This is a genomic window from Parasulfitobacter algicola (assembly GCF_013315265.1).
Lineage (GTDB): Bacteria > Pseudomonadota > Alphaproteobacteria > Rhodobacterales > Rhodobacteraceae > Parasulfitobacter > Parasulfitobacter algicola.
The window spans coordinates 126,762-148,200 of sequence record NZ_JABUFE010000008.1; the positions used below are offsets into that span (position 1 = coordinate 126,762).

The 21,439-nt window shown below is 52.5% G+C and carries 20 protein-coding genes; 11 read left to right on the forward strand and 9 right to left on the reverse strand.

The features are described 5' to 3' along the window. Position 1: 1 nt before the first annotated feature. The 4 genes from HRQ87_RS13700 to rsfS form a co-directional block, all read right to left on the reverse strand. Positions 2-1,123, reverse strand: coding sequence for a murein hydrolase activator EnvC family protein (locus HRQ87_RS13700; RefSeq protein WP_174139006.1), 1,122 nt, complete (start codon positions 1,121-1,123; stop codon positions 2-4). Further along, the gene (gpmI, locus tag HRQ87_RS13705) at positions 1,120-2,637 is read right to left on the reverse strand and encodes a 2,3-bisphosphoglycerate-independent phosphoglycerate mutase (RefSeq protein WP_174139007.1); all 1,518 of its coding nucleotides are present in this window, start codon (positions 2,635-2,637) and stop codon (positions 1,120-1,122) included. The genes HRQ87_RS13700 and gpmI overlap by 4 nt, the downstream gene beginning before the upstream one ends. A gap of 70 nt (positions 2,638-2,707) precedes the next feature. After that, positions 2,708-3,178 carry a 23S rRNA (pseudouridine(1915)-N(3))-methyltransferase RlmH gene (rlmH, locus tag HRQ87_RS13710; RefSeq protein WP_174139008.1) on the reverse strand — a complete coding sequence of 157 codons (471 nt, stop codon included), beginning with the start codon at positions 3,176-3,178 and terminating at the stop codon, positions 2,708-2,710. Continuing rightward, entirely contained in the window at positions 3,179-3,637 is a 459-nt protein-coding gene (gene rsfS / locus HRQ87_RS13715; RefSeq protein ID WP_174139051.1) for a ribosome silencing factor, read from the reverse strand. It abuts the gene before it with no gap. A 164-nt stretch (positions 3,638-3,801) separates the two neighbouring features. Between rsfS and HRQ87_RS13720 the strand changes: the two genes are divergently transcribed. Then, entirely contained in the window at positions 3,802-4,569 is a 768-nt protein-coding gene (locus tag HRQ87_RS13720; protein WP_174139009.1) for a DUF2189 domain-containing protein, read from the forward strand. Here HRQ87_RS13720 and HRQ87_RS13725 read toward each other — a convergent pair. The 5 genes from HRQ87_RS13725 to bcp all read right to left on the reverse strand — a co-directional run bounded on the left by HRQ87_RS13725 (position 4,548) and on the right by bcp (position 9,347). Then, positions 4,548-6,029, reverse strand: a complete 1,482-nt coding sequence (locus tag HRQ87_RS13725; protein ID WP_246252270.1) for an MFS transporter — start codon at positions 6,027-6,029, stop codon at positions 4,548-4,550. The genes HRQ87_RS13720 and HRQ87_RS13725 overlap by 22 nt on opposite strands. A gap of 12 nt (positions 6,030-6,041) precedes the next feature. Then, the gene (locus HRQ87_RS13730) at positions 6,042-6,569 is read right to left on the reverse strand and encodes a bactofilin family protein (protein WP_174139010.1); all 528 of its coding nucleotides are present in this window, start codon (positions 6,567-6,569) and stop codon (positions 6,042-6,044) included. After that, positions 6,559-7,896: a DUF5930 domain-containing protein gene (locus tag HRQ87_RS13735; protein WP_343035281.1), complete on the reverse strand. Its 1,338-nt coding sequence runs from the start codon at positions 7,894-7,896 to the stop codon at positions 6,559-6,561. The genes HRQ87_RS13730 and HRQ87_RS13735 overlap by 11 nt, the downstream gene beginning before the upstream one ends. A gap of 168 nt (positions 7,897-8,064) precedes the next feature. After that, a complete protein-coding gene (locus tag HRQ87_RS13740; protein ID WP_174139053.1) occupies positions 8,065-8,868 on the reverse strand; it encodes a ferritin-like domain-containing protein in 804 nt (267 codons plus the stop codon). A 17-nt stretch (positions 8,869-8,885) separates the two neighbouring features. Further along, complete coding sequence (bcp, locus tag HRQ87_RS13745) at positions 8,886-9,347, reverse strand: thioredoxin-dependent thiol peroxidase (protein ID WP_174139012.1); 462 nt, start codon at positions 9,345-9,347, stop codon at positions 8,886-8,888. Positions 9,348-9,438: 91 nt separating this feature from the next. Here bcp and HRQ87_RS20600 point away from each other — a divergent pair, with 91 nt between their 5' ends. The 10 genes from HRQ87_RS20600 (at position 9,439) to HRQ87_RS13795 (ending at position 21,357) form a co-directional block, all read left to right on the forward strand. Further along, complete coding sequence (locus HRQ87_RS20600; RefSeq protein ID WP_174139013.1) at positions 9,439-12,726, forward strand: YhdP family protein; 3,288 nt, start codon at positions 9,439-9,441, stop codon at positions 12,724-12,726. Further along, positions 12,723-13,781: a tRNA preQ1(34) S-adenosylmethionine ribosyltransferase-isomerase QueA gene (gene queA / locus HRQ87_RS13755; protein ID WP_174139014.1), complete on the forward strand. Its 1,059-nt coding sequence runs from the start codon at positions 12,723-12,725 to the stop codon at positions 13,779-13,781. The genes HRQ87_RS20600 and queA overlap by 4 nt, the downstream gene beginning before the upstream one ends. An 82-nt stretch (positions 13,782-13,863) precedes the next feature. Then, positions 13,864-15,138, forward strand: a complete 1,275-nt coding sequence (locus HRQ87_RS13760; protein WP_174139015.1) for an MFS transporter — start codon at positions 13,864-13,866, stop codon at positions 15,136-15,138. Between the two features lie 99 nt (positions 15,139-15,237). After that, a complete protein-coding gene (locus tag HRQ87_RS13765; RefSeq protein WP_174139016.1) occupies positions 15,238-15,810 on the forward strand; it encodes a DUF924 family protein in 573 nt (190 codons plus the stop codon). Positions 15,811-16,092: 282 nt separating this feature from the next. Further along, positions 16,093-16,839 carry a MipA/OmpV family protein gene (locus HRQ87_RS13770; RefSeq protein ID WP_174139017.1) on the forward strand — a complete coding sequence of 249 codons (747 nt, stop codon included), beginning with the start codon at positions 16,093-16,095 and terminating at the stop codon, positions 16,837-16,839. An 86-nt stretch (positions 16,840-16,925) separates the two neighbouring features. After that, entirely contained in the window at positions 16,926-18,089 is a 1,164-nt protein-coding gene (locus tag HRQ87_RS13775; RefSeq protein WP_174139018.1) for an isovaleryl-CoA dehydrogenase, read from the forward strand. Then, a complete protein-coding gene (locus tag HRQ87_RS13780; protein WP_174139019.1) occupies positions 18,086-18,577 on the forward strand; it encodes a hypothetical protein in 492 nt (163 codons plus the stop codon). Before HRQ87_RS13775 ends, HRQ87_RS13780 begins: the two co-directional genes overlap by 4 nt. Positions 18,578-18,580: 3 nt before the next feature. Further along, positions 18,581-19,057 (forward strand): lysozyme inhibitor LprI family protein, encoded by a 477-nt coding sequence (locus tag HRQ87_RS13785; RefSeq protein WP_174139020.1) that lies wholly within the window; start codon positions 18,581-18,583, stop codon positions 19,055-19,057. 88 nt (positions 19,058-19,145) lie between these two features. Further along, entirely contained in the window at positions 19,146-19,727 is a 582-nt protein-coding gene (locus HRQ87_RS13790) for a hypothetical protein (RefSeq protein ID WP_174139021.1), read from the forward strand. Between the two features lie 25 nt (positions 19,728-19,752). Continuing rightward, complete coding sequence (locus HRQ87_RS13795) at positions 19,753-21,357, forward strand: carboxyl transferase domain-containing protein (RefSeq protein ID WP_174139022.1); 1,605 nt, start codon at positions 19,753-19,755, stop codon at positions 21,355-21,357. Positions 21,358-21,439: the final 82 nt, after the last annotated feature.

Genomic DNA, 21,439 nt, shown 5'->3' on the forward strand with positions numbered 1-21,439 from the left:
TTTATTCCTTTACCACTTGAAACCACTGACCGGGATCAACCGGAGTTTGGTCCTGTCTCAACTCTATATAAAGCGTTTCTTTGCGTCTGACGCTACTTGGTTTGTCATTTCGGCTCAAATTCTCGCGACCAGATATGTCATTTCCCCCCATAAAGCCAACGGGCGCCCCTGCAGGAAGCACATCACCGACGCGACCATAGACCTGATGCAGGCCCACCAGAATCAAAAGTGTGTCCGCAGCCGGTTCCAGAATGACCACATTACCAAAGTCCAGCAATGGACCATTATATCGCAAGGTAGCTGCAGTTGGCGTTGTGACCAGCGCGCGCGGATCGGTTTGTATCAATATTCCCGGCCGTACGACGCCTGCGGCATCAGGTTCATTAAAGCCGCGCAGGATTTCCCCAGTGGCAGGCAAGGGCAGGGTGCCGCGTCGCACGTTAAAATCGGGTAAACCCGAGGATGCAGTGGCGTCATCAATCAATCCGCTGGCAAAAGCATCAAGCGTTTCACTGGCATCAAGCAGGATGGCTGTGCGAACCGGATCTTCTGTAAACCGGCTTGGCAAATCGTTGCGGTTTGAAATGGCCAACGCCAACTGGGTGCGCGCCTGTTGTACTTCGATCAAACCGGTTTCCAGCTTTTGCAACGCGCTGGCCTGTAATTGCCGAAGGATCGATATCTGTTCAAGATCACTGCGCAGCATATCCGCCTGCGACTGTAAACCTGGTGTCAGCCTAACAAGCAACATACCCGCCCTGGCCGTTGCCACAGGATCATTGACATGGCTTAAGCCGACGGGCTTTTGCGTCTGACCCATTTGTTGCATTGTTCCCAATATGATGGCCAAGTCTTGTTGCGCAGTGTCAAATTTATCTTGTGCGGATTGTTCACGCAGACCAACGTCGCGGAGGTTGGCCCGAACGGCTGCAAGCCCATGTTCATAAGCCTGAACGGTCCGGGTCAAAGCCGTTACCCGGTCCTGAGCATTTTCGGCATCTTGCAACGCTGTGGCAGCTTCGGCCAATTGAAGGGCCGCCAATTCAGCTTCAAGTGCAGGATCGGCTTGAACTGGGGCCGCCAGAAAAAGGCATGTGGCGATTAAGAGCGTGCGTAAAATCATGAGATCAGGCTTTGCCCCGTCATCTCGTCCGGCTGGTCTAGTCCCATCAGGTCAAGAAGTGTGGGTGCCAAATCTGACAGCCGACCATCCCGCAGTTGTGCGTCATCTGGTCCGCCAAACAAGATCACAGGAACTGGGTTCAGCGTATGGGCCGTATGCGGCCCGCCCGTTTCGGGATCAACCATGGTTTCGCAATTGCCATGATCCGCTGTGACAATCATCGCGCCACCAGCGACTTTCAGGGCTTCCATAACATCACCCAAACCCTGATCCACGGCTTCGCATGCTTTTATCGCAGCATCCAGATCGCCGGTGTGACCGACCATATCGGGGTTGGCGTAATTGGTGACGATCAGATCATAGCCCTTTTCAATCGCTCCAACAAAAGCCTTCGTGACTTCTGGCGCAGACATTTCGGGTTGCAGATCATAGGTCGCAACATCGGGCGATTTCGGCATAAACCGATCTTCGCCATCTTCGGGCGTTTCCTTACCGCCATTCAAAAAGAACGTGACGTGAGGGTATTTCTCGGTTTCCGCCAGCCGGAACTGTGTCAGCCCCTGTTTGGCGACCCATTCACCAAGCGTATTGACGATATCGCGCTTGGGAAAAACCGTTGTCATATAGGTGCTGTGATCTTGCGAATATTGTACCATGCCCATCAGTGCGGCCAGCTTAGGCATGTCCCCGATGTCGAATTCTTTGAACCCTGGCTCACCCATGGCGCGCATCAGTTCACGGGCGCGGTCTGCACGGAAATTCAGGCAAAAGAAGCCGTCGCCAGCTGCAATTCCGGAATAATCGCCAAGAACAGTCGCCTTGATGAATTCATCTGTGACACCATCGGCATAAGCACCTTTAATAACCTTATCCGCTGTATCTGCCGTTGCACCTTGGCCGTGCACAATCGCATCAAAAGCGGTTTTTACGCGCGGCCATCTGTTATCGCGATCCATGGCGTAATAGCGGCCGATGACGGTGCCGATTATAACGCCATCGGGCAGGTTGTCGTTCAGTTGAGCCATAAACTTATCGGCAGATTTCGGCGCCACATCGCGCCCATCTGTGATCGCGTGGATGACAACTTCCACCCCGGCATCAGTTAATGTCTTTGAGGCTGCAATCATGTGACTGGTGTGCCCATGTACGCCGCCGTCAGACACCAACCCCATCAGATGTGCGCGGCCCCTGTTGTCTTTTAGCGTTGTGATAAACTGCTTTAGCTGGTCGTTTTCAAAGAACGATCCATCCTCAATCGCCAGATCAATCTGACCAAGATCCATCGCCACCACGCGACCTGCGCCGATATTTGTATGGCCAACCTCGGAATTACCCATCTGATTGCTTGGCAGACCCACATCCGGGCCGTGCGTGATCAGTTTTGCATTTGGGCAATTTGCCATCAGACGATCAAAATTAGGGGTATGGGCCAAGGCAGGGGCATTCGCGTCAGATGTATCGCGCAACCCCCAACCATCCAAGATGCATAAAACGACAGGCTTCGGAGTGGACATAAGACTGTTCCTATATTCTTTTAGCGCTATCTAACCTGCAATGGCAGCCGATTGAACCCCATCAGTGGTCTTACACACGGTGATAAGGCGATCCGGCCAAAATTGAGGCTGCGCGATAAAGCTGTTCGCTTAACATCACGCGGGCCAGCATGTGGGGCCAGACCATTTTACCAAATGACAGACGACTGTTTGCGCGGTTACGCAGGTTTGGTGTCAATCCGTCAGCACCACCGATCACGAACGCCAGATCGCGACACCCGTCATCGCGTAGTGTCGATATAAACTGTGCAAAATCGGGGGAAGACATCAGTTTACCACGTTCATCCAAGGCACAAATATGCGCACCATCTGGGATGATACTGCCAAGAAGCTCTGCCTCGGCAGACATTCCACCGCCCTTTTTATCTTCGACTTCAAGCATTTGGCATGGTCCAAGGCTTAAGGCGCGGCCACTGCGTTCAAATCGTGTCAGATAGTCATCTAGCAAATCTTTCTCGGGGCCGGTCCGCAACCGGCCCACCGCACAAATCTGAACCTTCATCTATCCTTGCTTGGTCTGCTCAGCGGGGCTAAGCCACATTTTTTCAAGCTGATAGAATTCGCGCACCTCGGGCCGGAAAATATGCACGATGACATCGCCACTATCGATCAAGACCCAGTCACCCGTATCTTTGCCTTCAACTTTGCACAAACGTCCAAAGTCCTGTTTCAGACGATCCACAAGCTTTTCAGACATGGAAGCAACCTGTCGCGAAGATCGTCCGGATGCAATGACCATATAGTCACCCATTTCAGACTTGCCGCGCAGATTGATCTGTACCACATCTTCAGCTTTATCATCATCAAGAGATTTAAGGATTGCTGACAGCAATTCTTCGCTTGTCAGATCCATCTTGCCAGCCACTAGGCTGACCGTTTCAGCGACACCGGTCGCTTGCGGGGTAAAAGACAGTTCATTGTCCTCCAGATAAGACGCCGTCAGAGCCCCGGCGCTGGGCATAGTCTTAAAATAACACTGCAAGCGCGCAATCTCAATGACTGTGATCGAAATCAAGAAAATTTACATGCATTTTTATGCACAGAGTTACCGGAGGATGCTATTAAAGGGCTAATGTCGAATGCGTTTCCATGTGATATGTAACTGAAAAATATGGAGTGAAAACAATGTCAGACACGCCAATTCTGGGGGCACCCGATCTTCGAGATGTTCAGGTTGGCGTTCTTCGAAACGCGCTTGCGCGGGGCTGGTCTGATTTCAAAAAAGCCCCGCTGTTTGGTCTGTTTTTTGCCGGTGTTTACATCGCCATTGGACTTTTCATGTTCTGGATCACGCAAATCACGGGCCAAACCTATTGGCTTGTATTCGCGGCAATTGGGTTTCCGCTGGTTGGTCCGTTTGCGGCCGTTGGTCTGTATGAAGTCAGCCGTCGGTTGGAAAATGGCACACCTTTGGAATGGGGCGGTATATTGGGTGTGGTGATACGGCAGCGCAACCGCCAACTGCCATGGCTTTGCGCAATCATCGTCATCGTTTTCCTGTTCTGGTTCTTTCTGGCCCATTTGATTTTCGCGTTGTTCATGGGGCTGTCGACCATGACGAATGTCTCAAGCTCGATTGAGATTTACCTGACCCCGAACGGTCTGATGATGCTTGGATTCGGCACGGTTGTCGGCGGGCTGATCGCGTTGCTGCTTTATGCAATCACCGTTGTGGCATTGCCTTTGTTGCTGGACCGAGAGGTCGATTTCGTCACCGCAATGATCACGAGCTTCAACGTCGTAAGCCAAAACCCGGTTCCAATGTTGTTGTGGGCCGTCTTTATCGCCGTAATAACTTTGATTGCGCTGGTGCCTGCGTTTTTGGGGCTTTTTATCGTCTTGCCGCTCTTTGGTCACGCGACGTGGCATCTTTACCGTTCTTTGATCATATGACGAGGCAGCCCAACTAGGGCTGTTAGACATGACAATCCGGCCAACCCGGCACAAATCCATGCGACAACGGCAAATGCGCGGTTCATAGCTTCGACATGTCCTGGTGTGTCTGCTTCGATACCGAAACTCAGGCCGCCACCATAGGTGCCGTAAGCATAGGCTGACACGCTGCCCATTGCGGCAACTGACATAAGGCCTGCAATACGGGATATTGCGTTGTTGACGCCCGATGCAGCCCCGGCCTGATCATTATCGACCACACCCATGATCGCCGCTGACAAGGGCGCCACAACCAAAGACATGCCGATACCCACTAGCGCCATGGCTGGCAAGACACGAAGCCAGAAGTTCTGTTCATGAAAGGTGGCTGCTATTATGGCGTAGCCGATTGCGGTCAGTAATGATCCCGTGGCAATGGGGTATAGCGCGCCGATACGGTCAGCCAGTTTTCCGACATAAGTCGAAAGCATCACCATGAAAATAGGGATCGGTGCAAAGGCAGCGCTGGCGACAATTTCACTTTTGCCCCAACCGGAAATCACAGTCATGGGCAGAAAAAATAAAATGGCAGTCATCGCAAAATATAGAAAGAACGATGATATGTTTGCGGCGGAAAAACCTGGCAGGCGAAAAAGGTCAAGGGGCATCATCGGGTGCGGGGACCTGGTTTCAACCCAGATAAACAGACCGACACACACAAACCCGGCAGCGATGTAAGGCGCGACACTTACCAAGCCTCTGCTTTCGGCCTGTGTCAGCGCATAGGCCAAAAGCCCCAGACCAACCGTTGCAAGAAGCGCACCAGAAATATCGATACCTTTATTAAGGGATGATGGGTCTGACTGAACATTTTTGTACAAAAGCCACAAAGCCACAATGCCCAACGGCAGGTTCAGCGCGAATATCAGTCGCCACATCGCATCCCCGCCATAGGTCAGAGCCAAACCGCCGATGATCGGGCCAAGTGCTGTGGTCAGTGCGGATGCAGCCGCCCATATGCCAATCGCCCGCCCGCGTTCCTCACGCGGATAAGCACGTGATATCAGCGCTAGTGAACCAGGCACCATCAAAGCTGCGCCAATCCCTTGGACCGCGCGTGCGGCGATCAGGCTTTCTGGCGTTATGGCGATGGCACATAGAATGGAAGACAGCACAAAAATAACAATGCCTGCTGCAAAGACACGCGCCAAACCAAAGCGATCCCCGAACGCGCCACCCGCCAATAACAGGGCTGACAATGTCAGCATATAAGCGTTTGAAATCCATTGCGCCTGTGGAAGTGTGGCATCAAGCCCGTTGCGTATCGCGGGCAGGGCAATCGCAACGACAGTACCGTCAATGAACCCCATCGACGATGCAAGAATGGCCGAGATCAGCAGAAAACGCCGTGCCTTTGGATCACAGAGCCCTTCATAGAAAACAGGCGCCGAAGGTTGCCCCGGCGCCTGTGAATCATTCAAAACAATAGACCTTTAGGCTTTTTTATCAGCGACAGATGTCGTTGCTTTTGCTGGGGCTGCTTTCGATGTTGGTGCCCCGGATGTGCTGAGTGGTTCGTCCTGACGTTGGACGGACCCTTCGAAATGCGCACCGCTTTCAATGGCGATTGTCTTGTGGATGATATCACCTTCGACGCGGGCCGTTGATGTCAGGCGCACTTTCAAGCCGCGTACGCGGCCCACAACATGACCATGAACTACAACGTCGTCCGCCATACATTCACCTTTGATCATTGCGCTTTCGCCGATTGTCAGAAGATGCGCGCGAATGTCGCCGTCAACCCGGCCTTCAATCTGAATGTCGCCAGGGGTCTTGATGTTACCCTTCACATGCAGATCGGCCGAAACCAGCGATGCTGGTGCTTTTGGCTTTGGCGCTGATGGCTTAAAGTCCGGCGCTGGCGCTGATGATGACGCAGGCTTTGCAGCCTTGTCTTCGGTCGGTTTCGGCGCATCGGCCGGTTTCTGTGCAGGTTCGTTCATTTTGCTTTTAGAAAACATCTCTTGCTGCCTTGATATAAGTCATGGGATTTACGGGTTTACCTCCGACGCGCACTTCATAGTGCAGGTGCACGCCCGTTACACGTCCAGACGCTCCCATACCACCGATCTTGTCGCCACGCGAGACCCTTTGGCCAACCTTCACGTTAAGAGCGGATAAATGTGCATAGCGCGTCTCAATTCCGAATTCATGTTTGATTTTGACCAATCGGCCATAACCCGACTGCCAGCCTGCATGGGTCACAACTCCGTCAGCCGTTGCATAAAGCGGCGTACCTGTGCCTGCGGCAAAATCGACACCATTGTGCATGCGCCGCCCGCCTGTCTTTGGATCGCGGCGAAAGCCGAACGGGCTTGTAAAGCGAAATGCAGATTTCACAGGTTGTGCAAAAGGCGCTTTTTCTGCGGCAATCCGGTACAGGTTCAACTGATCCATCTTGTTCAGGATCTGGTTTGCACGGATCGTATTTGCGCTGTGCTCTTCACCGCGTGTCGAAAATGACAAGGGCGTCAGTGGGCCGCCCTGACCAGAATAGCCCCGGCGCACCTGACGCAACAGGCTGTCAGTATCCATACCTGCGGCCGAGAACATTTTCTCAAGCGGTTCAACGGAAACGGTCATGGCTTCTTCAAGCTGGCGGAAAATCGCATCGTTTTGATCTTCCATTTGCTGGATGCGGTGTTTTAGGTCATCAGCGGTGTTCAATGCATGTGCCGCGTCTGCGATAACGGTGTCACGTTCTTTCGCGGTCTGCTCAAGCGCCGAGCTTAGGAATCCGACAGCGCCATCCATTTCACGCGATCCTGCATTGCCATTTGCACCGACTTCAGCGTCCTGAAGTTCTGTCGTAAGCGTGCTGACTTCGTACCGGGCTTCATCACGTTCCTGCATCGCACGTCGCAGTGTGGCATGAACGGCTTCCATTCCGGTTTCAAGTTCCTTGCGTCGGTCTTCCAACACTAAAAGCTGGGTCTGCATCTGCGAGACCTGATCAAGAGCAGCGTTAAAGCGTTCCTGAGCTGCAAGTGCTTCCGCCGCGCGCAAATCACGCTCAGAGGCCAAAGCATTCAGACGGGCTTGATATACGTGCATGTCGCGCTTGGCTTGTTCGCGGAAATTACCAGCGCCAATGTTGTCCATCAGCAGGATCGCAGTGGAAATGATTGACCATGCGATCAATGCGGATCCGCCAACCCAAATAAGCAGCTGAGATGTAGGTTTAAGCAAGATAAAACGAGTATCCGAGTCGGATCTTAGAAAAAGACGCCGTTCGGGAAAGATACGCTCAAGAGCGTGGTTCAATCTGTTTCGAAGTGGTGGCTTCACGTCTACTGCCTTATTGTTTACTGACCGACCAAGACCGGTACATGTTGTCGTACGTCCCCCAACGCAGCGATAGCGATCCTTAGCCGTCCTTTGGAAATATCGCAACATTTTAGCATTGCTTACTTCCCGTAACGTTGCATTTCCGCCTGCAGCCGGGCGGAAACCTGCTTATTTACTATAAGTCAATTCGTCTGCCAAAGGCCAGTAAAAATCGGGTGGAATCCCAGCTTCAGCGCGTTTTTCTTCATTAAAAGGCGGTTTTAGCCCCCCATGAAAGTAGCGCCGGACCAATTCATGGAAAACAACCTTTGGATCCTTGTCATGGCGGCCACACAAGAAGTGAAACCATTTTGAACCATAGGCAACATGGTGAACTTCTTCGCTATAGATGACTTCCATCGCTGATACTGCCTGATCATCCTTGGCCTTGCGAAAGATGTCGATCATACCGGGCGTCACATCCAAGCCGCGCGCCTCAAGCACCATGGGGACAACGGCTAGACGGCCCATAAAATCCTGCGTCGTATCTTCGGCCGCACGCCACATTCCAGCATGTGCGGGCATAGCGCCATAATGACTGTCCATCTGTATCAGGCAGTCAGAAATCAGGCCAAAATGCTTGGATTCTTCATCCGCCGCCTTGACCCAGTCGTCGAAAAATCCAATGGGCATTGGCACATCGCTGAACCGTGCAATCAGGTCCCAATGCAGATCAACGGCATTCAGCTCGATATGTGCGACGGCGTGCAGAATGGCAATGCGGCCTTGGGGTGTGCCAGGTTTGCGCTTTGGAACCTCGCGCGGTGATAACAGGTCTGGCTTGTTTGGTCGTGCAGGCTGCAAAGGTGGGTTTGCCGTGCCGATTTCGATCATTTGATCTGCGGCGCGATCTGCAAACCACTGTGCGGCATATTTACGCGATAGTTTCGTTTTGGCATGTGCATCTGCCGTTTCCAGCACCGCACAGGCCATCTGGGCCAGTGATAACGTCACGCGCTTTTGACCGCGTCCAGCACCGCTTCGGCATGACCGGGCACTTTGACCTTGCGCCAGATCTGCGCGATTTTGCCATCGGCACCGATCAGAAATGTCGACCGTTCAATGCCCATATACTTTTTGCCATACATCTGCTTTTCAACCCAGGTGCCATAGCGTTCACAAACATCATTTTCTTCATCGGACAGTAAAATGACCTTTAAATTATGCTTGTCGCGGAATTTATTATGTTTTTTCACGCTATCCTTTGAGACACCCAGAACGACAGCGCCTTGAGCTTCAAACGCGGCAAGATGGTCGGTAAACGCAATGGCTTCTTTGGTGCACCCCGAGGTGTCATCTTTGGGATAGAAAAACAAAACCACTTTTTTGCCTTTTAGATCAGACAGGCTTACCATGCCGTCGCCATCACGTGGCAAAGTGAAATCCGGAGCGTCTTGGCCGATGTCAGTCATTTTATCTGTATCCTTGCTGCAAACTGTTGTGACTTTCGTTTTAGTGCCGATAATAGGAAGATAAAGATCGAACCATACTTAACGGATACAAATGGCTGACGCACCGGCACCTGATCCACAACCCAAACCCATAAAAAAGCGCCGCTTCAGGCGGTTTTGTATCTATGTTGCCAGTCTTGTGGTCATCATATGTGGCGTACTGGTGATCACAGTGACTTTGATGCTTGGTAAACCTGTACAAGCGCCGGATTGGGTGCGGACCGAGGTTGAGGCACGCGTATCAGCCATGCTGCCAGATGGGTCATTGCGCCTGGGCCGGGTTGAAGTTGAAATAACAGAAGCATTTGCGCCCATCGTGCGGTTAAGCGATCTGACATTGCTGGATGCGAACGGATCACGCATCGCACAACTTGAGGATATTCAGGGCCAGATGTCCCGTAATGCGTTGATGCAAGGCCAATTGCAGATAAATCGGGTTGATATCACGGGGCTGCTGGTCAAACTGCGCCGTAATCAGGATGGGTCTTTTGATGTGGCTTTTGCTGACGGTGCTATGGCCGTTGATCAGGCGGCCACAATGGCCGAACTTCTGACACGCATAGATACGCTGTTTCAAAAGCCACAGCATGCCTCAATCCGGCATATCGCGGTAAACGGTCTGACGCTTCGATACGATGATTTCCGGTCGGGACGCGTCTGGATTGCGGATGGCGGGCGCATTTTGTTGACGCAAAATGATCGAAACCTGCGACTTCGCACAGATTTTGCGGTTCTTGGTGGCGGATCCAGTGTTACCAGTCTGGAAATGACCTATGAAAGTCGCAAGGGGTCAATCGGCGCTCAGATCGGGGTTCAGCTGGAAAATGCACCCGCCCAAGATATCGCGTTACAGGCACCAGCATTGGCATGGTTATCCGCGCTTGAGGCCCCTATTTCCGGATCAATGCGGTTTGATATAAATGATGACGCGACACTTGGGCCGTTGTTTGGCCGATTAGAAATCGGGCAGGGTGCATTGCAACCCACGCTTGAAACGCGTCCTATCAAATTTCAAACGGCCCAGACTTATTTCACCTATGATCCCACGAAAGAGCTGATCAGCTTTGATGAAGTTGTCGTAAAAAGCAGCACGGTTTCCGCGCTGGCAGAAGGCAAAGCCTATTTGCGGGATTTTGAAAACGGATTGCCGCAAAGCATGTTGGGGCAGTTTGCCTTTTCGGATCTGGGTGTGAACCCGGACGGGGTATTTGACGATATGGTCGGTATTGATAGCGCTGCCATGGATTTTCGTCTGAAGCTTGATCCCTTTACTTTGGACTTCGGTCAAATCGTTCTGAACAAGGGCGACACAACAGTTCAGGCCAATGGCCAGGCAAAGGCTGCACAAGATGGCTGGCAGGTGTCGCTGGATGCCAATGTGACACAACTGACACCTGACGAAATTCTGGGCTATTGGCCAACATCGTTTAAACCCAAGACACGCAATTGGTTCGAAAATAATGTTCTGGCGGGGCGATTGTCAGATGGTCATGCGGCCTTGCGAGTTAAACCGAACGAAGCCCGCGTTTTCACGTTCAGCGGTGATTATGATCAGGCATCACTGCGATACATGAAAACATTGCCTGTCGTGCAAAATGCCAAAGGCCACATGACGCTGAAAGATTACAGGCTGGTCATTATTGCCGATCAGGGCCAGGTGATTGCACCCCAGGGCGGGCGGATCTCGGCGGCGGGAACAGTCTTTGAAATCCCCGATGTCAGGATCAAACAGCCCCCAGCAAATATTATGATACGCACGAACAGCACCATCACTGCAGCCCTTGCTGTTTTAGATGAAAAGCCGTTCGAATTTCTGACCAAAGCAAATCAACCTGTTGATCTTGCCGATGGGCGGGCCAAATTGGCAATCGATATTGCGCTAAGGTTAAAGCAAGGGCTGACTATTGATGATGTAATCTATAGCGCAGGCGGCACACTGACGTCTGTTCGTTCGGATCACCTGATTAAGGACCGTATTCTGGCCTCGCAAAACCTGTCAGTGTCAGTCACGCCCAACAGTCTAAAGGTATTCGGACGTGCGCGGTTGGGGCAAGTACCCGTTGATGCGACGTGGGCCTTGCCGCTTGGTCCCGACAATCGCGCCGCCGGCAGCCGTGTGGATGGTACAGTCGAATTGTCAGAAAGATTCAGCGATGAATTCGGTATCGCCTTGCCGGCCGGCAGTCTGAATGGCGCAGGGCTGGGCCGTTTCAGTCTGAATATTCCAAAAGGCAGGCCGGTTGAGTTTCAGGTCACATCGGATCTTCAGGGACTGGGCCTGCAATTGCGTGATCTGGGTTGGAGCAAACCGCAAAATCGCTCCGGCCGTCTGGCTGTCGCAGGTGTTTTGGGAAACCCTGCACGAATTGATCAGATCGAGATTGAAAGCGATGGCTTTTTTGCCAGTGGATCGGTTGCGTTGAATGAAAATGGCACCATGTCAGCCGCGCGTTTTTCGCGGGTCCGCGTCGAAGACTGGCTGGATGCACCTGTGACGCTGAATGGACGTGGGGTAAGGCAGGTTCCTGAAATCGTCATCAGCAGCGGGCGCATTGATTTGCGCAAAACAACATTCGGCGATCAGGGCGGTACTGGCGAAGGCGGCCCAATGCGATTGGCGTTGGATGAACTGGTTGTCAGTGACAGCATAAGCCTGACCGATCTGCGTGGAAACTTCAGTGCCCAAGGCGCATTTAACGGACGCTTTTCCGCAAAAGTGAACGGTGGGGCACCGATTAACGGTATATTGGCACCAAGTGAAGCAGGAACGGCCATTCGTGTCACTTCTGATGATGCTGGGGGCGTTCTACGCTCGGCCGGATTGCTAAAACAGGCGCGGCGGGGAAATCTGGACCTGACACTGCGTCCGGCACGTCAGGACGGCCGTTATAACGGGCGCCTTTTGGTGACAGACACACGTATTCAGAATGCACCTGCCCTTGCAGGTATTTTAAGCGCGGTCAGTATCGTGGGTCTGTTGGACCAGATGGCCAATTCCGGCATATTGTTTTCCGAGGTCGAAGCGAATTTCGTTCTGACACCAAATCAGGTCATTCTGACGCAAAGCAGTGCCGTGGGCCCTTCGATGGGGATTTCAATGGATGGCATCTACAATCTGAATACTGGTCGAATGGATATGCAGGGTGTTTTATCACCAATCTATATGGTCAATTCGATTGGATCCATTCTGACGCGACGGGGCGAAGGTTTGATCGGCTTCAACTTTAATATGCGCGGCACGGCGTCTGATCCAAGTGTGGTCGTCAATCCGTTGTCTGCCTTGACCCCTGGCATGTTCCGTGAAATTTTCCGACGCCCTCCACCAAGTGTGCCACAGTGAAGCTAAGTGATTTTGATTTCCATCTGCCAGATGATTTAATTGCAACACGACCTGCGCAGCCGCGGACGTCGGCACGCTTATTATTGGCGCAGGGGGATCGGACCGAAGATCGTTATGTCTATGATCTACCCGATATTCTGCGCCCTGGGGATCGTTTGGTTCTGAACAACACGCGCGTGATACCAGCACGGCTGACCGGGGTGCGGACTCGTAAGATCGGACAGGGGAATGTCACGGCCAAGATTGAAATCACATTGCTGACCCCTCAAACTGATGGGACTTGGGCTGCGTTGATTAAGCCTTTGCGTAAGGTGCAGGATGGCGAAACCATTGTGTGCGCCGCTGGTTTAAGTGCCACTGTCGAAAGTCGTCAAGATGGGCAGGCCATGTTGCGGTTCAATCTGACGGGGGATGATTTTGACGCAGCTCTGGCCGATGCCGGCGCCATGCCTTTACCGCCTTATATTGAGGCGATGCGCAAGGCTGATGACCAGGACCGTCACGATTATCAGACCGTCTTTGCAGAACGAAGCGGGGCTGTTGCGGCGCCCACGGCATCCCTGCATTTCGATCGGGATTTGCTGGATCAGATTGCTGCAAAAGGTGTGCAATTTACACATGTCACGCTGCATGTTGGTGCGGGGACGTTTTTGCCCGTTAAGGTCGATGATATCCGTGATCATAAGATGCACGCCGAATGGGGTGAGGTATCACAGCGGGCCGCAGATGAAATTAACGACACCAAAGCTGCAGGTGGTCGTATCATTCCTGTGGGTACAACTGCGCTGCGCCTGATCGAAAGTGCCGCCTGCGAAGATGGGACGATGCAGACGTGGCAGGGGAATACCGATATTTTCATCACACCCGGATACCGATTTCGTGTGACCGATGCATTGATGACAAACTTCCATTTGCCCAAATCCACCCTGATGATGCTGGTCTCGGCCCTGATGGGGGTGGATGAAATCCGGCAGATTTACGCCCATGCTGTTCACAAATGTTACCGTTTTTTTTCGTACGGAGATTCTTCGTTGCTGATACCGAAAGGTCGATAACGACCTGATTGCGTCGCCCTTGGGCGTTGTAAAAAATGCTGACTTCCTGTCCTGTATCCAAAACATACAGTAGGAGGCTGCGATGATTCAGGTTTTAAGAAGCTCGTGGGCATTGCTGCTTGGCGTTATGCTTTTGATGGTGGGCAACGGGCTGCAAAGTTCGCTGTTAGGTATCCGTGGGCCTGCGGCAGGTCTTTCGACATTTGAAATGTCGATCATCATGTCATCCTATTTTCTAGGCTTTTTGGGGGGCTCCAAACTGGCCCCCGAAATGATCCGCCGTGTGGGACACGTGCGTGTTTTTGCAGCCCTTGGATCGTTCATTTCGGCCGTTCTGATCCTATATCCCACCTTGCCTTATCTGGCCAGTTGGAGCCTTGGCCGGGTGATCATCGGGTTCTGCTTTTCGGGGGTCTATGTCACAGCGGAAAGCTGGCTGAACAATGCGGTCACCAATGAAAACCGCGGCAAGGCGTTATCGCTTTATATGATCGTGCAAATGGCAGGCGTCGTCGCAGCGCAAGGGCTGCTGATTTTACCAGACAATTCCGGCTATTTGCTGTTTGTGATCCCGTCAGTTTTAGTCTCAATTTCATTTGCGCCGATTTTGCTGTCGATCAGCCCGACACCTGCGTTTGATACTTCTAAGCCCATGACAATAAGGAAACTTATTAAAACATCACCGCTTGGTTGTATGGGTATGTTCCTGTTGGGCGGGGTGTTTGCGGCACAGTTCGGGATGTCTGCCGTTTACGGCACGTTGTCGGGATTATCGCTGACACAGATCTCAATTCTGGTGTCGACGTTTTATATCGGCGCTTTGGTTTTACAGTACCCCATCGGGTGGATTTCAGACCGAGTGGATCGGCGAAAACTGATCTTTGTTATATCCGCGATTGGTGGTTTCGGGGGGTGTGTTGGGTTCATGTTTGGCGGGTATTACCCACTGCTTTTAACATCGGCATTTCTGATCGGCGGGACGTCGACGCCACTGTATGCATTGCTGATAGCTTATACGAATGATTTCCTGGAATATGAGGATATGGCGGCGGCGTCGGGGGGGTTGATTTTCATCAATGGTCTGGGGGCTATTGCGGGGCCGTTGATTACTGGGTGGATGATGCAAGTGATCGGTCCCGAAGGCTTCTTTGCGTATGTCGCGCTTTTGATGATCGGCATGGCGGGTTATGCCATTTACCGCATGACACAGCGGGCCAGCAGCATCACGATCGAAGAAACGACATCCTATGCGCAAATCACACCGGGGGCGTCGCCCGTGGCTGTTGAAGTTGCCCAAGAAGTGTTCATCGAAACATCGCTTGAGGATGAAATAAGCGAAAATGAAACACAGGCATGAATATTGCAAACGTGTTAACGCAAACCAGTTGCGTGCCTTTTCGTCTTCTGTAACGCTTCCTATGTGCACTGGGGTAAGCTGAGTTAAGGAGGCCAATTTATGGCTAGACCAGAAGATGTATTGTCCTATTGGTTGGACGAGGTTGATCCGTCGGCCTGGTACACATCCAGTGATGATCTTGATACAGATATTCGCAACCGCTTTGAACCGATGTGGCATGAGGCGATGGAGGGTAATTTCGGCCTTTGGCTGACCTATCCAACTGGTATGCTGGCTTATATCATTCTGACAGATCAATTCCCTCGCAACATGTTTCGTGATACGGCCAAGGCGTTTTCCAGTGATAAACCCGCGCTGGCCGCGGCAAAGGTTGCTGTGGACCGCGGTTGGGATATGAAGATCGACGAACCAGCCCGGCAGTTTTTCTATCTTCCGATGATGCATTCGGAAAATCTGTGCGATCAGGAACGCGCCGTGCGCTTGATTCTGACACGGATGCCAGAGACGGGCGCAAGCAATCTGTTGCATGCCAAAGCCCACCGAGAAGTCATTCGTCGCTTTGGACGGTTTCCATTTCGTAATGAAGCTTTGGATCGCACAAGCACTGCGCCAGAAATGGCCTTTATCCAAGAGGGCGGGTACGGCGCAACTGTGGATGCTTTGACCGCCTGATTCTTGATCCATAGCCCTGAAACTGTGCAAGAATAGCTTTTGCAGCTTTTTAACTGTTGCATGAACGCACAACCTTAAGCGGAAAATTGCGCGTTTTACGCCGTTGCAAGGCGTTATCCGATCGAGGTTAATTTTAATTCTATCCAAACTGTAGAAGTTCCGCTTTAGTGATCCATATATTGGGGAACTTCAGACATTTTTTGATTTTGTATTTGGCAGCTTTTGTTGTTGCTGATCGAAGTCGTAAAATATCTGGCGTAGTTGGTAAGGGCGTATAGTCGTATGAAATCTGCGATCTTTTTTGCAATTGGGTGCGCAGCTGTTTCCATCGCATCGATGGGATATGCTCAGGATGAACAAACAGGGTTTTCGCTTGGTCTTGGGGCAGGGTTTTCGACAAATCCTTATGAGGGCGAAGATACTTCTTTTTCTGCCGTTCCTCTAATTCGCTATAAAGGCGATGGGTTTTCGCTTGGCGCAGATGGTGCGACGGTGACGGCTTATTCCCTTGATGCATTGCGGTTTGAGCTTCTGGCACGTCCCCGTTTTACCGCATTGCGGGATCCGGATGCGGATGAGTTGGATGGTATCGATCGTGAAGTCACTTTGGACGCAGGCGGCAAGCTGAGCTATTCGTTGACAGATCGGTCAAATCTGTCCGCCACGCTTTTACAAGAGATTACGGGCGAACATGACGGTCAGGAGTTTCTGCTGGAATTGTCCAATCGCACCAATTTTGGGCCAGTGCCGTTGATTTTTGGTACAGGTCTTAGCTGGAAAAGTGAAGAACTAAGTAGCTATATGTTTGGCGTCACATCGGGCGAGGCCAGATCTGATCGGCCCGAATATGATCTGGACAGCACATTAACTCCATATTTCAGTGTATCTTCGGGGTTTCCATTGTCCGACACGTCACGTGTGATTGCGTCGGTCAAAGCGGAATTTCTGGGCGATGAAATCACCGACAGCCCAATCGTCGAAGACGATCAGATTTTCAGCGGTTTGGTCGGGCTTAGCTTTTCTTTCTGAAAGCGATTACTGCTATATCAGACTCGACAGCTGTCATTGCTTTCGCTAAATATTGAACAAGTGTTCAATAAAGGGGCGAAGGGCCAATGTTCAATTCATCCATGCAATTTGATTTGGGCGAGGACGTCAATGCTCTGCGCGATATGGTCCACCGTTGGGCGCAAGACCGTGTGAAACCCATTGCCTCTGATATCGACAAAACCAACAGCTTTCCGCCCGAGCTGTGGCGCGAAATGGGTGATCTGGGCCTGCTTGGCATCACCGTCGACGAAGAACACGGCGGCGCGGGTATGGGATATCTGGCCCATACGATCGCCGTTGAAGAAATCGCGCGGGCCTCCGCCTCGGTTTCGCTATCGTATGGGGCGCATTCCAATCTGTGTGTGAACCAAATCAAACTGAACGGCAGTGATGCACAAAAGCAAAAATATCTGCCCGGTCTGATCAGCGGTGACCACGTGGGTGCATTAGCGATGAGCGAAGCTGGCGCTGGCAGCGATGTCGTCAGCATGAAAATGCGTGCCGAAAAGCGCAACGATCACTATCGCCTGAACGGCACGAAATATTGGATCACCAATGGCCCCGACGCCGACACGCTTGTCGTCTACGCCAAGACTGACCCCGATGCGGGGTCCAAAGGCATCACCGCCTTTATTGTCGAAAAAACCATGAAGGGCTTCAGCACCAGCCCCCATTTCGACAAACTGGGCATGCGCGGGTCAAACACGGCTGAACTGGTGTTTGAAGACGTTGAGGTTCCCTTTGAAAATGTGTTGGGCGAGGAAGGCCGCGGCGTTCAGGTGCTGATGTCGGGGCTGGATTATGAACGCGTCGTGCTGGCGGGCATCGGCACCGGCATCATGGCCGCCTGTCTGGACGAGATTATGCCCTATATGGCTGAACGCAAACAGTTCGGCAAACCCATCGGCAGCTTCCAACTTATGCAGGGCAAGATCGCCGATATGTACACCGCAATGAACACCGCCCGCGCTTATGTGTATGAGGTCGCCAAAGCCTGCGACCGTGGGCAGGTCACCCGCCAGGACGCAGCAGCTTGTGTGCTTTATTCCAGTGAAGAGGCGATGAAACAGGCCCATCAGGCCGTTCAGGCCATGGGCGGCGCCGGTTTCATGAACGATACCCCCGTCAGCCGCCTTTTCAGAGACGCCAAACTGATGGAAATCGGCGCCGGCACGTCTGAGATCCGCCGTATGTTGATTGGCCGCGAGCTGATGGGGGCGATGGTGTGAGAGCTGTATTCGCGTTATACTTCGTCCTTGTGACCTGTGTGGCGACGACCGGTCGTACTGAAGTTTTTATGCAAGGTAGCGCAAATGTCGTTCCTTGGCTTAAAGAATGTTTTGACCACTCCGTACCTAATAATCACCCAGATTTGGTTCATCTTCTTCAGCTTCAATGTATAGAAGGGGCTTCGCAAGTTTGTGAAGATACTGATGGCGTGACAGAGTTGGTTATGGTCAATCGCTGCAAGCACGATGTGTTCGATTATATGCATAACGAAGTTTCTGTACTGCGCGAAAAAGTTAAATGGCAAAACAGAACGACGGACTTTCGTCGTGATACATTTGATCGCTTTGAAGCTCGATTCACGATGTCTCAAACAAAAATAGTGTGTGAACTCCACGGGACGCATTACGCAAACTGTAATGATCATAAGTTAGCAAAAGAACTGATTTATCTACGTCGGGTTGCAATCAGTCTCGGAATAAAGAATTAAAACATGAGATTCTTTAGCATCTTTTTGAGCGTTGGAATTCTTATTGGGCACTCTGCACAAGCCGACCTACCCCCGCCATTCCCGCTAGCCACTCAAAGCTGCGTTCAGCAACACTCTGGGCTGGATGCGAATCCCACAAAACTGCGCGACTGTTTCCTGTTGTCGACGCGCGAATGTGAGGCCGAAGAACCGTTCGTTATATGCGCCTCGCGTGAGTTGGAATATTGGAACGGCGTCATGGCGCAGGACGTCATTAAGGTGGCCGGCTATGGCACTGAAATGGAAAAGGAAACGCCGCTGGAGTACAGTTTTACACAGGCCGTATTGAATTCGCAAACCGCTTGGGAAGCCTATCGTGATGCGCAATGTCACGCGGTTATGAAATCTATGTTCGGCGGGTCGGGTGAGGGGCCATCTGAGGTCTATTGCCTTCTTGAAACCACTGTTGAGCGTGTGATTGCATTGCGAAAGATGCCTTAAAGATCATGCAATACGGACTTTATAATCAGGCAAGGTTTTACGTGATTTTTATGTTTTTAAAACACTACCTTCGAAAGGTAAACCTATGATGAGGCACATCTTTTTCATCGCTAGTTTGTTCTTTGTAAACGCTGCCTATGCGCAGGAATTTGATGAATTTCATGCCTGTATCGGCACGGAATTGGAAGGACGCGCGCGGTATCATGGATTTTTAATGTGTGGCGAAAGTGAAAGCTGCAATACTGAAAAAATTATCGGTGATCCTTCATTTCTTTATTCGTTTATTCGGTTGAGTTGTGGGCAAGATCAGATGGAAAGATGCATTGTAAGCAGTGATATTGAGGGGTGTCTTGGCAATTTCACCCAAACACTTTTGGATCTTCGCGAGGGTATCGCTGTAGATATTGATGCCGACCGTGTCAGCGCGGCGGCAATGGGTTTGGGAAATTTAACCAAGAATAATCTCTTCCAAGAACACGAGTTATTAAATGACTCATTCAATGATGACTTCTATGATCCAACATTTTGCTCGTCATTATATTCAGCTGTAGAAAAAGCTTTGGCCATTCCCGATAACCTGCATTGTCAAGCAATTACGGCGATATTTTTCTGGTCCAGTGCCGAAGATTTCCGCGATAAAATTATCAGTTCAGAAATGACAGCCCAATGAAATATAGCCCTATAGCAGGTCATCCATGAAACTAAACTCTGCCTTTATCGCCAATTCCGATCAGGCCCGCCAGAACCGCGAGGCGCATTTGGCAGCGTTGGCCGCTGTTCAAGAGGTTGCCACTCAGGCCGCGGCGGGGGGTGGTCAGCGGGCGCGGGACAGGCACCTAAGCCGGGGCAAGATGTTGCCGCGGGACCGGGTGGCGAATGTGCTGGATCCGGGGTCCCCATTCCTTGAGGTCGGCGCGACGGCCGCGCATGGGATGTATGACGGGGCCGCCCCCTGCGCAGGCGTCATCGCAGGCGTGGGGCAGGTTCAAGGGCAGGACGTCATGGTCATCTGCAACGACGCCACGGTCAAGGGCGGCACCTATTATCCGATGACCGTCAAAAAGCACCTGCGCGCCCAGGAAATCGCCGAGGAATGCCATCTGCCCTGCATTTATCTGGTCGATAGCGGTGGTGCGAACCTGCCCAATCAGGACGAGGTCTTTCCCGACCGGGATCACTTTGGCCGCATCTTCTATAATCAGGCGCGGATGTCGGCCAAGGGCATCCCGCAGATCGCCGTTGTCATGGGGTCGTGTACCGCGGGCGGCGCCTATGTGCCCGCGATGTCGGATGTCACGATCATCGTCAAGGAACAGGGCACGATCTTTCTGGCCGGTCCGCCCCTGGTCAAGGCCGCAACGGGCGAGGTCGTGACGGCCGAAGACCTAGGCGGCGGCGATGTTCACACGCGCCTGTCCGGTGTGGCTGATTACCTAGCCGAAGATGACGCCCATGCGCTGGCTTTGGCGCGGCGGGCGGTTGGGTCATTCAATCGCGCGAAGCCCCCGACCGTGCAGTGGGAAACGCCGCAGGCCCCCGCCTATGACCCCGAGGAATTGCTGGGCGTCGTCCCCGCCGACCTGCGCACGCCCTATGACATTCGTGAGGTGATCGCGCGGGTGGTCGACGGGTCGCGCTTTGACGAATTCAAGCCCCGGTTTGGCGAAACGCTGGTCACCGGTTTCGCCCATGTTAACGGTTGCCCCATCGGGATCATCGGCAACAACGGCGTGCTGTTTTCCGAAAGCGCGATCAAGGGCGCGCATTTTGTGGAACTGTGTTCTCAGCGCCGTATACCTTTGGTTTTCCTGCAGAATATCACCGGCTTTATGGTCGGGCGAAAGTACGAAAACGAAGGTATCGCGCGGCATGGGGCCAAGATGGTGACAGCGGTCGCCACAACCAGCGTGCCCAAGATCACCATGGTCATCGGCGGGTCTTTCGGCGCGGGCAACTACGGGATGTCAGGTCGCGCCTATCAGCCGCGCTTCATGTTCAGCTGGCCCAATTCCCGCATCAGTGTTATGGGCGGCGAACAGGCCGCGGGCGTGCTGGCCACGGTCAAGCGGGCGGCGATGGAAAAGGCGGGCGAAAGCTGGTCCGACCAGGACGAGGCCGACTTCAAACGCCCCACGATCGAGATGTTCGACCGCCAATCCCACCCGCTTTACGCCAGCGCGCGCCTGTGGGACGATGGTATCATCGACCCCCGCAAAACCCGCGACGTGCTGGAGCTGTCGCTTTCTGCCGCACTGAACGCACCCATCGAAGAAACACGCTTTGGCGTGTTCAGGATGTAGGGCAGCAACGGTCATGAAGAGAACTCAACAGATTTTTCCGTCGTTTCGATCAGTACATCCCGCCCGGTGGGCACCACCGGGC